This window comes from Olivibacter sp. XZL3 (assembly GCF_004368405.1).
Lineage (GTDB): Bacteria > Bacteroidota > Bacteroidia > Sphingobacteriales > Sphingobacteriaceae > Olivibacter.
Map to the genome: position 1 here is coordinate 1 of NZ_SBJH01000004.1, position 13,183 is coordinate 13,183.

General features: G+C 45.2%; 14 protein-coding genes and 1 pseudogene. 13 read left to right on the forward strand and 2 right to left on the reverse strand.

All coding sequences use genetic code 11. The annotated features are described in order from the left end of the window. Positions 1-414: 414 nt before the first annotated feature. From EPX21_RS00755 to EPX21_RS00815, 13 genes and pseudogenes are all read left to right on the forward strand, one after another. Positions 415-627, forward strand: coding sequence for a hypothetical protein (locus EPX21_RS00755; protein WP_134087769.1), 213 nt, complete (start codon positions 415-417; stop codon positions 625-627). A gap of 532 nt (positions 628-1,159) precedes the next feature. Next, positions 1,160-2,011: an IS256 family transposase gene (locus EPX21_RS00760; RefSeq protein ID WP_166670643.1), complete on the forward strand. Its 852-nt coding sequence runs from the start codon at positions 1,160-1,162 to the stop codon at positions 2,009-2,011. A gap of 428 nt (positions 2,012-2,439) precedes the next feature. Further along, the gene (locus EPX21_RS00765; protein ID WP_134087771.1) at positions 2,440-3,882 is read left to right on the forward strand and encodes a GntR family transcriptional regulator; all 1,443 of its coding nucleotides are present in this window, start codon (positions 2,440-2,442) and stop codon (positions 3,880-3,882) included. A 256-nt stretch (positions 3,883-4,138) separates the two neighbouring features. Then, positions 4,139-4,330, forward strand: coding sequence for a hypothetical protein (locus EPX21_RS00770; protein WP_134087772.1), 192 nt, complete (start codon positions 4,139-4,141; stop codon positions 4,328-4,330). 41 nt (positions 4,331-4,371) lie between these two features. Further along, the gene (locus EPX21_RS00775) at positions 4,372-5,517 is read left to right on the forward strand and encodes a hypothetical protein (RefSeq protein WP_166670644.1); all 1,146 of its coding nucleotides are present in this window, start codon (positions 4,372-4,374) and stop codon (positions 5,515-5,517) included. A gap of 11 nt (positions 5,518-5,528) precedes the next feature. After that, entirely contained in the window at positions 5,529-6,527 is a 999-nt protein-coding gene (locus tag EPX21_RS00780) for a RimK family alpha-L-glutamate ligase (RefSeq protein ID WP_134087774.1), read from the forward strand. After that, positions 6,514-6,723 (forward strand): hypothetical protein, encoded by a 210-nt coding sequence (locus EPX21_RS00785; protein WP_134087775.1) that lies wholly within the window; start codon positions 6,514-6,516, stop codon positions 6,721-6,723. Before EPX21_RS00780 ends, EPX21_RS00785 begins: the two co-directional genes overlap by 14 nt. Next, a complete protein-coding gene (locus tag EPX21_RS00790) occupies positions 6,716-7,687 on the forward strand; it encodes a hypothetical protein (protein WP_134087776.1) in 972 nt (323 codons plus the stop codon). Before EPX21_RS00785 ends, EPX21_RS00790 begins: the two co-directional genes overlap by 8 nt. 86 nt (positions 7,688-7,773) lie before the next feature. Beyond that, positions 7,774-8,847 carry a histidine kinase gene (locus EPX21_RS00795; RefSeq protein WP_166670645.1) on the forward strand — a complete coding sequence of 358 codons (1,074 nt, stop codon included), beginning with the start codon at positions 7,774-7,776 and terminating at the stop codon, positions 8,845-8,847. After that, positions 8,816-9,580, forward strand: a complete 765-nt coding sequence (locus EPX21_RS00800; protein ID WP_134087778.1) for a LytTR family DNA-binding domain-containing protein — start codon at positions 8,816-8,818, stop codon at positions 9,578-9,580. Before EPX21_RS00795 ends, EPX21_RS00800 begins: the two co-directional genes overlap by 32 nt. Before the next feature lie 73 nt (positions 9,581-9,653). Continuing rightward, positions 9,654-9,770 (forward strand): annotated as a pseudogene (locus EPX21_RS00805) (transposase); the annotation flags it as partial. Between the two features lie 474 nt (positions 9,771-10,244). Continuing rightward, positions 10,245-10,322, forward strand: a complete 78-nt coding sequence (locus EPX21_RS23365; protein ID WP_370450916.1) for a CHC2 zinc finger domain-containing protein — start codon at positions 10,245-10,247, stop codon at positions 10,320-10,322. 80 nt (positions 10,323-10,402) lie between these two features. After that, positions 10,403-10,963: a hypothetical protein gene (locus EPX21_RS00815; protein ID WP_134087779.1), complete on the forward strand. Its 561-nt coding sequence runs from the start codon at positions 10,403-10,405 to the stop codon at positions 10,961-10,963. A gap of 4 nt (positions 10,964-10,967) precedes the next feature. Here the strand turns inward: EPX21_RS00815 and EPX21_RS00820 are convergent, their stop codons facing one another. Beyond that, the gene (locus tag EPX21_RS00820; RefSeq protein WP_134087780.1) at positions 10,968-11,426 is read right to left on the reverse strand and encodes a Mov34/MPN/PAD-1 family protein; all 459 of its coding nucleotides are present in this window, start codon (positions 11,424-11,426) and stop codon (positions 10,968-10,970) included. After that, positions 11,426-13,180 carry a ThiF family adenylyltransferase gene (locus EPX21_RS00825; protein ID WP_134087781.1) on the reverse strand — a complete coding sequence of 585 codons (1,755 nt, stop codon included), beginning with the start codon at positions 13,178-13,180 and terminating at the stop codon, positions 11,426-11,428. The genes EPX21_RS00820 and EPX21_RS00825 overlap by 1 nt, the downstream gene beginning before the upstream one ends. Positions 13,181-13,183 lie beyond the last annotated feature (3 nt).

Genomic DNA, 13,183 nt, shown 5'->3' on the forward strand with positions numbered 1-13,183 from the left:
GGAGCTTTTTATCCAAAGATATATTTCACGATCTATTCTCATTTCTTGTATTTATCCTTCAGAGTTCAAACTAACGATATATTATTATATCTTTATGGCATTCATGCTATCCGCATAGCGGATGGTACCATCGGAGGTTATTGGTTGATTTAAGCACTCAAAACATACGGCTTTTCAGCCGTACCTCCTTCTTTTTCCTTAATTATTTTTCAACGTTTTGGACGGTAGTGGGTCCTTTTTAATATTGCAATGGTATGGATAAATGTTATGACTGAAAAAAGATATTTCAAACCATTCCGACCTTAAATCAAGCAACTCAGAAAATTGATAAAAATGAACCTAACTAATATGGGAAATGGGATATTTAGGCAAACGATACCTTAACCTTATAAATCTAAAAATGATTCTTAAAGCATGAAGCATACAAACAATCTAAGAGAACCGCTAATTTATCTTATGATATGGGAAGGGGAATTCTTTTTGAAGAAGTGGTACGAGCTAGCATTGCTGCTCACAGGACAAGCCTATGATTGGGGTTTCAGAATCGGATATAATGCAAGCGATAACGCTAAAGGTGTTCTGACCCAATATGCAATTCATGCAATTATTAGAGACAATCTCAGGTAAACGATCCCCCTCCACTATAGTTTAGCTGCTGTTCTTACTTATCATATTCAGCACTGGCCCCTTTTTAAGATGATTCCGGAAATGAGCAGGACAAGACCGATTCCGCCAGGTATATAATGGAGTAAGTTGATTGCACGGATCATGATCACCTGCGTTACGATCCACACCATTGAGGCCATACCTTGAAATATGACAAGCCACATATAACATCGGAATTTTTTAGCTACCGCAATTGCAATGCATACACTCGATTGTCCGTTAAACACAAACAAAAGAATCCCGGTATCAGAAAATCGTGAAACGGACTATATTGAAGGATACTTAAGGGCATCCCTATAAAATCACCCCGAGGATTAAGAATCAGCGCCCCCCACGAATAACGCGGACAGGCCATTGAAAAAATTAGCAGAATTACGACAAACACACGTAATTGTTTCATATCAAAATCAAAAAGATGAGAGTGTAACACCAACTGTGTCACTGGATAAAACGAATAAATAGTTTTACATTCGAAATATCAAGTGACATGTTAATGAAAGAGAAAACCCCATTTGATTTTGAGCGCTTCAAACAGGAAGCGATGGAAGGTTTGTACGCCGGCAAGAAAGCAGGCGGCACGGACGGTGTTTTCGCACCCCTGATGAAACACCTATTGGAGTCCATGCTGGATGGTGAGCTGAACAACCACCTGGAGGAGGAGAAGGCCTCCGGCGGGTCCAACCGCCGCAACGGCAAGAGCAAGAAAACAGTCAGAAGCATGAGCGGCGGCAGTTTCGAACTGGAGACGGGCCGTGACCGTGAAGGCACCTTTGAGCCCAAGATCGTGCCCAAGCGGCAGCTGATCATCACCGAAGAACTTGAGGGCAACGTTCTGAGCATGTATGCCCGGGGCATGGGCACGCGCGCCATCAGCGATTATATCCGCGAGATGTACGCCATGGAGATATCGGCCACGGAGATTTCACGCATTACCGACAGCGTGCTCCCTGCGGTTACCGAATGGCGGAACCGTCCGCTGAATGCGGTATATCCGTTCGTTTTCCTAGACTGTATGTTTTATAAAATCCGGCACAACGGCTCGGTCGAGACCCGCGCGGTATATAATATCCTGGGGATTGACATTGACAGCCGCAAGGACCTGATCGGCCTTTACCTGTCGGAAACCGAGGGTGCCAAGTTTTGGCTTTCGGTGCTGACCGACCTGAAGCAGCGCGGCGTGGAGGATATCCTGATCGCCTGCATCGATGGACTTAAGGGCTTCCCCGAAGCCATCGCGTCGGTTTTCCCCATCTGTCTGGTTGGCAAAAGCGCCAAGCGGTCGAGAAAGGAACTGGCTGTATGGTCGTTCCGGATCGTGTTCAGCACCCGGTGCCGTACCATCTGATAAAAGGTATCCCCCTACATTTAACTGGATATCCCTGTTTGCACGCTCCTGCCAAAGCCTAATAAACAACTCTATAAAGTCCGCTTCGTTACCGCCAACGGAAATGGTTGGTTTTGCGTTTTGTATTGTATTGTGTGCTGCTTTTTCTGTTGGGTTCTTGCTAGTGTCCTTAACGATTCCTTCGAAACAATTCCGGCAAATACTGGAGCTCATCTCCGGTCTGCTAGATATTCCGATTAAAAATCCACATTGCAATGAAAATATCAAAATCTGAGAAAAAAAATCACCCATTAATACCCAGAGCGAATTAAAACGTATATGCACCTAATAATAAACCTAGTTTTTTTACGCAATTCGCAAAATATTCCATCCAGCTATCCAATAAAATAAGTATTTTTGATAAAGGCACATACATTTAGCAGCCAGCTATGCAAAAAAACACTACAAAAGCAGAAATTATAGGCATTCCTTTAAACAAGGAGATGCCAATGCCACTATATATTCAAGTAGAACGTTATTTAACAGACTGCATCCTTGCTGGAGAATTTAAGGAAGGAACCGTTATGCCAAGTCCACGCCAGCTCGCCAAGTCCAATACCATTGCCAAGAATACGGTTTTAACAGCTTATGACCGCATGGTTGCCAAGGGATATTTAGCTAGCCAGCCGGGCAAATGTTACTATATCCGCTTTCCCGAGGGGCAACGGGCGGGTATTGAAGCAAACCTATATAAACGTTTGGAAGAAACCACACCGCAATGGAGGTATGAGTTACACCAATTGCGTCCCAAACCGGCCCCTTTGGAAGGTTTCCGATTTGGGAAACGGCCATCGGTACGCCGTGAACGGAAATTGCTTTCCCCGCCGGACTGGCTGGACAGCCGCCAGGAGGGCAGTGTGTGGGAACTGGAAACCCTCCTTGCCCAACATCTCAACAAACATTACGGAACGGCCATTAAAGCCGATAACCTCTGCCTCTTTGAAGGACAACAACATATTTTTTCACAGGTTGCTTACCGCTTACTGGCAGGAAAAATGGCCGTGGTCATCTGTCCCTGTGATCCGTCTATCCTCTCCATCCTCGAGGAGAACAACGTGATTACAATGTCCGTTAATCTACCCATGGATGGCACACCGCTTTACCTACGGCACGTCAATACCTTATGTAAGATGTTTCCGGTAAGTGCCATCATTCTTGACCGGCACCTATATCACCTGACGGCCGGACTGCTGGGCAGGCAAAATCTGGACAAACTCCGTCAAATCGCCCAACGCCACCAAGTTTTATTTTTGGATCACGTCGGTGACCATGATCTCTGGTTCAGTGATGGTAAGTATCCATTGAATTCGACCTGCAACTACCCCCATACGCTACAGAGCTTTTATGTCAGCAGTTATCTGTCGCCCTTCTGTTATTTCGGGTTGATCGCCGGACCGGAATCCTATATCACGCCCCTCAAACTATCGCGACAGCATACCGCACTGCTTCCTGACGATGGATTGGTTGAATCGGCCTGCGAAGCCTTGTCCAACGGAAAGTTTCTACAGCAGCAAAAGCGACTACAGCGGGACCGGGTAGCATTGCGCGAAATTGTCAAGCAAAGTTTAACGCAACACCTCAGCCCTTATGCCAGTTTCAGCATGTCAAGTTGCGGACTCGCCTGCTGGCTACACTTGAAGCCAACCACTGATATTGAAACCTTCGATGCCTTGTTGCGCGAATCGGGCATACGTCTGCTATCTGCCGATCGCTATTACCTCGATTCACAGAATTCTCCTGCTTACCTCTTTGGGTTCGGCCATATGGAAATCAACGAAATTGACCCTGCTGTCAACGCCCTTCAACAGCTTTTTGACCAAATAGCCGTCTAGGCCGTTTGTCCCCTACCCCCCCCTTCATTGTCCCTTTACCCCTTATTTATCCATTTATCCGGTTATCAGTCTATTGCCCTAGTCCGAACGTGTTATGGCAATCATTAACGGCTCTTTTTTGGTGATGAATAGGCTATTTTTCCCGTTGATCCCGATTTATTTTCCGTTCATCGATCTTATTCTCCAAAGCCCAAAATCATCATTATCCTTGTCCCTATAGCAAAAAACAATAGGTTAAATCTTAAATGATGTTATCATGAGAACAACGGTCAAAATGCAAGCACAACGACCCGTGCATGAACTTCCGAAAAAACACGCGACAACACCTCAGAACGCGAACAAAATGATCTTGGTCGATCTCCCTAAAAAGACGATCCTTAAATTACAAGAAAGGGATTATCCCGATGACGATGTAATCGGTGTACCCTCTTGCTGCTTCGACTATTAAGGATCATCCGATCAATGCGAACACGCCCAAACACAAGCGCCATGGTTGAGAAAACAATAAGCACATACGAAAAGCTGGTCAGAGACCTGCAAAAAAAGACGCACCGTCTGCGGGCTGACCATCCATCCAGCAAAGACCGTATGGCTTTCCTGCGCCTCTCTGCGGCCATCTATCACCTTTGTCCAAGTAAAATTGCTGATCAGGACGGCTTTTTCCGCAAGGTTTACTACCAGGAACAGCTCGCGTTGATCGATCGCCGGACCTTGCCTGAAATCCGGCAAAAGCTCACATTCACAGGCGCACACGAACAGCTCAGGCAGGCCCATACCTGTGGAAGGATCTTGGTATCCTTCCACTATGGGTCTTTTTTTGCGTCTCTAGCAGCATTTTCGGCTTACGAGCTTCAGGTCATGGTGGGTATGGCCGGTGAAGTCTATCAGAAAATCAAGGACGACCTGGCAAGCGACGCCCGAAAATTGGCCAATCACGATGGGAGTAATTTCTCGCTCGAGCTATTGGATTTGGGCGCGCCCATGTCCATATTCCGCATGGTGCGGAAACTTCGCTCCGGTAAAGACGTTTTCCTTTTTATTGATGCCGATTCGCGGCAGCGCATTGATAAAAGCGAGCAGCGGAAAATCCGCATTCCTTTTTTGGATGGCGCTTTACTAGTCAGTAGCGGCGCTGCCTACCTCAGCTACCTCACCGGTGCCGCCATCGTTCCCATCCTGAGCCCACGCATCCCTAACGGTCAGACGCAGGTGGAATTTAAGGAATGGATTTATCCCGACACCGCTGTTGACGCAGAAACCTTTGCCGGTCAAACCATGCAGCGGCTCTTTATGTACCTCGAAAAGCAAGTGTTAAAAGATCCCACCCAATGGGAAGGATGGCTATACATCCATAACCTGGTCGAACGGCGCAGCCAGGCCGACTGGTCATACACCGAACAGCAGACCTCCAGGGATACCGATGAATACCGGGTCAACCAAGAACGTTATGCCTTAATTGCCGAAAAAAAAGACCACTACCTCTTTGATCGGCAGCAATACCGCATGTTATGGATACCGGAGGCACTGTTTGGGCTGCTGGACGACAAATCGCCCCAGCAAAGTGTCATTCAGGCCGATGAGCCCACCATGGACTTCCTCTTCAGGAACCAAATTTTACTACCACAAAAATCTTAACCCTATTTACCATGATTCTCCTATTATGCACCGACATGTATGAGCAAGGCACCGATCCCGTAGTCGGATGGTTGGCCAAAAGTAAATCAAAAGTTATGCGGCTATGCCTGAAAGATCTAGTGGCCGGCCGGGCAGACCTTGAAATCAACGTACATAAGCAGCGCGTTTATCTCAATGGAATAGACCTTTGCGAAGAAGTCAATGTCGTCTGGTTCCGCGGCTTGGAAGAAAGACACCGGGAGGCCAATCCGGAAGACCAGTTCCGCAAGATGGTCGGATTGGATAAGACCCTGAATGATGAAGCCATGGACGTCGTGGAATACCTGTTTTACGCCCTTCGCCATAAAACATGGCTACCCCATTACGGTGCGGTGAAGCTCAATAAACTCATCGCGTTGGAAGTTGCGGCAAAACATGGCCTGCGCATCCCGGAAACGCGGATACTCACCCGTAAAAAAAAGGTATTGGAAAGTTATAACCTTTGGCAAAATGGAATGATTACCAAGCCGATCCATCGGAATGTCCTCTACCGGGAAAACGAAAACGCCTACATTTCCTTTACCCACCGATTAGACCACGAAGACCTTCAGGTATTGCCCTCCCGCTTTTTTGCTTCCCTGTACCAGGAATTTCTGGATGCCGAATTTGAGATCCGTGTGTTTTACCTGAACGGCAAATTTGAGGCGTTGGCGCTGATGCTCGCCCCATCCCAAGGACGAGCCATTGATAGTAAGCTGGATCGGATTGCCGGGAAAATGCGCCACGAACGGTTTGTGCTCAACGAAAAAGAATCCAGTATGCTGATCAGCTTTTTAACGGAATTGGGCCTGAACATCTGCACCATGGATATGATGTGGAAAGATGGGGAGATCGTCTTGCTGGACGTCAATCCATTGGGACAATACTTGTTTGAATCGCAAATCAGTAACACGTACCTTGAAAAGGATATCGCCGAATGGCTTATCAGCATTGATCGCGGCATGAAAAACAACCGTTATGCATTTAGCTAAAGAACTCCCCTCTTACCTTACCACCGAGCGACTGGCCGATTGCCCGGCATTTTTCCGCTTTCTGACACGCGTTCCGATCAGCGGCTTCCCGGAACTTTATGCCCAGACGTACCTAACGTTTAAACGTAGTGGTGGTTATGGACTCCATACCGGGCTCGGTAAAAAACCCATCAGTCATCTGGTCGTACATGAATAAGCAACCCAACGAAACGCGATTCCGGCTCCATGGTGATGTCGTTGCCGTTCGCGGGAAACGATGCAGCGCCCTATACAATTTCCATACCGGTAGCCTGTCCCTGATCGACCATGCATTTCACGACGCGATCAATTACCTGCAACGCGTGCCTTATGCTCAGGTAAGCCCACAGCACCTGGACTTTCTGCCCCCCTTGCTGGACGGTGAATTCGGGTACCTGACCAACAACCATGAGCGGTTCCAGCCCATCCCACTGGAACACCATCCCTTGGACGCCATCCAACATGCACTTGTTGAATACCATGACGGTATGGAAGCATACGACCCGACCGAACTATTGGGCGAACTTGACGTCCTGGGGTGTCAGCACCTGGAACTTCGTTTGCACACTGATGCGACGGGCACCGAAGTTCTGAACCGCCTGACGCAATGGCTGGCCAACCTTACATTTTCTTCGATCCACCTGGTATTATCCTATCGGGAAGCCATGGACACGGCGCAGCTCTTTGAACGTATACCCGCCTTAAGCCGGATCACCTTCCGCAACGCACCACAAGAAGGGAAGGATTCTCATGGCAGGCGGCAGCTTTATTACCAGCGTGGCCCCATGGATCCCATTGGTTATGTCCCCCAATTGCTCCGTATTGTATCGCGCCGGTTTTACAGTGAAGCTCTGCAATTTAATCCCTACTACCACCGCCGAATCGCCATCGATCGATGGGGGTATATCCGCCATGACCTAGGACATCACCTGGAATATGGGCACATCCACGAATGCTCCATCCAGCAGGTATATAACAGCCCGACATTCCGTGAGTGCTGGACCGCCAATGCCGACCGGATCGAGGAACTTCAGGACGATCCCTGCCGCTATGCCATCCATCCGATGGTTCCCTTAACCCTTGATCGTCAGCGAAACCTATATACGTTTGAAGGTTATATGTCTAATTATCAATTTTATTAAATGGACAATCCATTTTTAGATCAATTTCGTTAAATTTACCAGCATAAACCCCTACCACGCAGCCGTCGTAGCGGTTTATGGGAATAATGGATAACTACAGATACTACATCAAAGCGGGTATTAGCCGTTGGGACTTCTTTACTATTTTCGTATACTGGTTGATCGTTGCACCTGCCATCTATTTTTACAATACCCGCTCCGGGCAACAATTCGAACCTGGCCAATATCTACCTCTCCTTTTGCTCACCATCCTGATGGACACCCTGATTGTTATTGCGCTGGTTTTTTACGTACCCCAACTCTGGTACGCTGGGACCAAATGGAATTCGCTTTCCCGTGTCGGCGCCATAGCGCTATTGCTGCTGGCCATCGGAGGATTTGGGTTGGTGTATATGATGGCCTACCGAAAGCTGTATTACGGTTTTTATGTATTGAGCTGGGGTGCCTGGATTGGCGGCATTGTGCAGCATGTCCGAAGTTACGGGCTGCTGTTTGTCATCACTTATTTCCGAAAATCGCAAGCGGACAAAAACATGTTACTGCGGACCATCCTGGACAAAGAACGGGAAGAGAGAAAAAAGTTACGCAACCGGATCAGCCCCCATTTTCTGGTTAATTCCCTGAACGGCATTCAGCCGAGTTGGGTGGCCGATGCGGGCAAACCCTACATGGATAAACTCATGGACCTGATGACGTATTTTACCTATTCGACAAGTAAGGATGCGATTTCCCAGGAAGAAGAAATCCGGTTTATCCAGACCTACCTTGATCTGATGGACTCTGGCCTTCCCTACCCCGAAAACCTTGACGTCCGTATATTCGTCCATGAAAAAGACCATTGGATCACACCGGGTATCTTGGTGCAACTCCTCGAAAACGTATTCAAACATGGCACTAAAGGGCCCAACGATCGCATAGCCGTAGAGCTGACCATTGACGACAGGCAGCTTTTTTTTATGCTTGAAAACGCCATCGTTGGCAACACCATCCCGGCAAAGACCGGTGCGGGCATGGAAATCGCTCAACGACTCTTAGCCCTGCATTACCCGAAGAATCATCGGTTAAATCAATTTATAGAACACGGGAAATACCATGTCCACCTGGTATTGAACCTGAAAAATTTTATACATGAAGGAAAAGATCAGCGTCCTGATCATTGAAGATCACCGATTGGAGATGGACCGGCTGGTGTCCATTTTGAGCGAGATTATTTTTGTTCAAATTGTCGGTATGTTCTACAATCCCATCCATGCGCTCGATAAAATACGCAGCGAAAAGGTAGACTTGATTATAACCGACGTGGAAATGCCGGACTTGGACGGACTGAGTGTCATCCGTAGCTTAGGCAAGCGGTTTCAATTTATCATTATATCCGGTTACCCGGACTATGCGGTAGACGGATTCGACCTGGATGTGGTGGATTATATCTTAAAGCCGGTGACGAAGGAACGGCTACTCACAGCCTTGTTTAAATTTGTGGAGAAGCAAAAGCGGGAGGAACTGCGTACAGAGGTGAGGGAATTGATGGGCACCCAGGAAGAGAAAGAAATCAAACCTTTGGAAGACCATGCGGCCTCCCGGTTTCTGATCAGCGTGAACAACCGAATCATATCGGTGCCGTATCAAGACATCATCTACTGTAAGTCAGATGGGGATTACCTAACGGTAGTTACGCTGACCAAGCGCCATATCATGAAAATGACGATCAGCCGTTGTGAGGAGAAATTACGGTTCCATGGCTTTATGCGGGTGCATAAATCCTATATATTCAACACGGCGTTCCTGGGGGATGTGGAACGCTACAAAATCAAACTTACCAATGGAGAAACCATCCCCGTTGGGAAGTCCTTTTGGAAAACACTACGAGACAACCTGAAAGGGATGGTTAAATAAGAAAGTCGGCCACGGGTTCGTGTATGCTGATCTTTGCTTTCTTAGACTTAATGATACTGCTGGAGAAAAACAGAATCACAGATTTCGACGGTTCATGCTCCGTGGTAAGCAAAAAGTCGAAATCGAATGGAGATTATTGGCTATTGCGCAAAATCTAAGGAAAGGCAGCATAGAACTACTGTTTTCCTGATTTATCAGCCTCCGTTTTCAGCCGGTTTCTTAAATCAGGATTTCGCAATCCAAAAATCTCTTGTTGCATCAAATATGACAAAGAGAAAAGGGGCGATATCTCAAGCTTCAGTAATTATTCTCCGCGGAGAAAGAGGGATTAATTTCATTGATCCCTAACGGGGAGGCTTCACCCAAAATGAAGCCTTTCGCTACACTCTTTGCTTTTCTGCTTAACCGGCCTCGCTCAAGCATCCTTGGCTCGCCCATTAAACAGAAAAACCCGACTTTCGTCGGGCTTCATTTTGGCTAGCGGGGTGAACGGGAATGTATTAGAACACTTAGAGGGTATTATGGAAATGTTAAAGCAAATTATCTCACAAAAGTAACTTAAAGAAAATTAAGTTTTATTCAATGATTTCGGAGTCGCAACAATCCGAGAAAACAGTAGTAGGATTAGTAAAGAATTTGTCGGTACTTTTGTAATGATAAGAAAATCTACAAATGTTTTAAATGTGGCAAGGGCGGCGCTGTCATCAGTTTCGTTCAGGAGATTGATAAAAAAATTCTCTGAGACGATCAGGTTTTTGGCGAATAAACTTGACCTGGAAATTCCAGACACAGAAATTTAACACTTTCAAAATTATCCAAAGAATGAAAATGGAAACTAGAATACTTGACTGGCTACAAATCAATGAGTTTAGAATTTTAAAACACATTGTCGTGATTGTTGATAGAAACCACAATGAGACCGAATTAGGAAGCATTTTCTACAAAAGAGAATTAACAGAGAATTATAAGTTTGCCAATCAGCAAAAAGATCAAGAAAAGGAAAATAACGCTAATTTCTTGAATGGACCTGCACAAAAAACCTTTCCCAGCGATGACGCAGATCACATTATCCTGCAAGCAATAAAAGAACGATATCCAAAATCCTATGTACGTAACGATACAATTTTGTTTAATGTCGATCTTGAAAAGCTTTCGGTGATGAAGAACAGAAATTCAATAGCTGGCCAATTGTATTTTACACCCGAGTTTTCAAATGCCGATGTCTACAGTCATGCGGGAAAATCGTTTCCAGCACCTAAAATAGACTTTCACTTTTATTCCTACTATAATCCGGAGAGCATATATCCACCACACTTTTTTGCCCATTATCCGGCAGAAAACCAAGATGTCCTTAAGCTACTTGACACAATACATTTTGAATGATATATCATAAGGTTACTTGAACTTCATGGTATCCCTTTAGGTCAACGACACGAAGGTATATCCCTTTGGTGCCTTTGATCATAAGGATCAAAAAATCAGTTTTGAGCAAATTATTTCTGAATTGCGATTGAATCATTTTCAGATCAGTACCTGAAGGAGAAGGAAAAGGCTCTGGATGAGTGTGCCATTCTCCCAGATAAACCGTCTGACCATTGCTGTTATAGAATTCATATTCCAAAATGATCTGGGCACTGTGTTTATGGCGTTCAAAATTAAACCTCGAGCGTTTGTCCAATGAAGTCGGTACAGACAATTTGGTAATGTTCACCTGTCCTTCAATAATCTTTCCGAGTATGATTCCGCCCGCTTCAGGTAAAGCCGATTTATTCTGAGTGAACCGTTCAAGAATAGCAACGGCCTCAGCATGTAACAGTATATCGTATCTATCTATCTTAAACTGCATTATAGGGTATTTATTGTTAATTGATTTGATACATTTTGTTTACCAAAATCTGAAAGCTCAAAACCTTGAGCTGCTGCAATGGATAGATCACCTGCAAAACTGAAAACCAAATTGTCTTTAGGTGGATTAGCGATGATCGAATATAAATTCGGGGCCAAATTTGCGAAAAACAGACTGATTGCCGCTTTTCCATAGGGAACGTATGACCCCTGACAGCCCGCTTCGCGAAGTTGTGTTTGGCATTGTGGGTCTTTATAAGTTTCAGATGAAATGATATTATAGCGGTAAAAGCCATCGTCTTCCAAATCCTTTAAAGAAAATCCGGTTGATGGATTTATGTAAAGTGCATGCCCGCCGAGCAGATAGGGTTCAACCCAGAAAAACATCACCGGCTTTACGATTTTTCCATCATTCAGACACTGGAGTATATAGTTCTCAATGGCATCTTTTCCGATAGCACAGAAAATAACATCCATAGTGTTCACCATCGATTGATGTTTTGAAATCAAATCAACAATTGAGCCCTGATGCTTGGTTAGATTTAAAAAAGGATTGTGATAAATCAAATACTTAGATACCGCATCAACTTTACTGACCCCCACATCGTGAAAACTCAATAAATGGCGGTTTACGTTCTCCAAACCAAGAATATCAGGATCGCACAGTACAAAATCTGAGACCTCCAAACTATTAAGATAATGTAGGAGATTGGAGCCAATACTTCCCAATCCTGCTAGCAAAAATCTATATGGAGATTTAGAGACCGTCAGTCCATCTGTTCGCTTATGCAGCCGGGATTGGCTAAAGTATTTGAATAGGATGCGTGCTGCCGATTTCGTTGGATATACCTTTTCAAGTACATTCAATACAGATAAAGATTTTTCCCTCCAACCGTTAATTTTCGGATTAATTGCACCCAAATAAAATCCAAAGAATAAAAGCTCGCCATCGATATTAAGGGAGAAAGAAAATATCTTTGAATCATAAGCTTGGTTTAGATATGTTCGGATCTGAATCCATTCTGTCTCAAATTTTTTCTTCAATAAATCAATCACCCCCCTGTTGTCGTAGGAAAATGGAGGCTTCATCTCATCAATTTCTCCCAGATAGAAAAATGACTTTTCAGTAAGCTTGTGACCTCGGAAGCGAAAGAAATCAATTACTTTCTGAGACTCAAGCGTACCCGAATCCATGAAAAAATCAACATTGTGATAAGCTGGAGAAAACAGATATCCCTGATAAATACCAGGAGCGAGCGTTTCGATACCTTCACCCATATACGCTTCAAATACTTGATCTTTGCTTCCGTAGAGATTCGACCAGTAAGCAACCACTTCGTCTTTGAAATCACCCGTGTTCACTTTGTTGATCCCGTCGGCAATAATTGCACCTGCACGTTTCGAACAAGCTTTGACAATATCGGTAGGCCTTTCTGTATTAAGCTTAATGTTTTCATCATCAAACAGACAGATATTGCGTTTATCGTCCACGTGGGGAATGTATTTGATTTCTTCATAGTCCTGTTCGGAAAGATAAATGCGGGGAAGAGAAAGTGGAAAATCTTTCTTCAGTTCCAGAAAGACAGAGAAATCTCTGACCCTATCAGAAAAGGGCACCTCCAAAACCACCTTCCATTGATCTATCTTTTGCGGGTAGCCTTCCTTTGCCTTTCTGGTTACCGTTGTTTTTTCTATAGAAAAGATTTTGGAAAGTTCCTCAAATGTCTGTTCACGCGCCTGATCGAAATCCGTCATCTA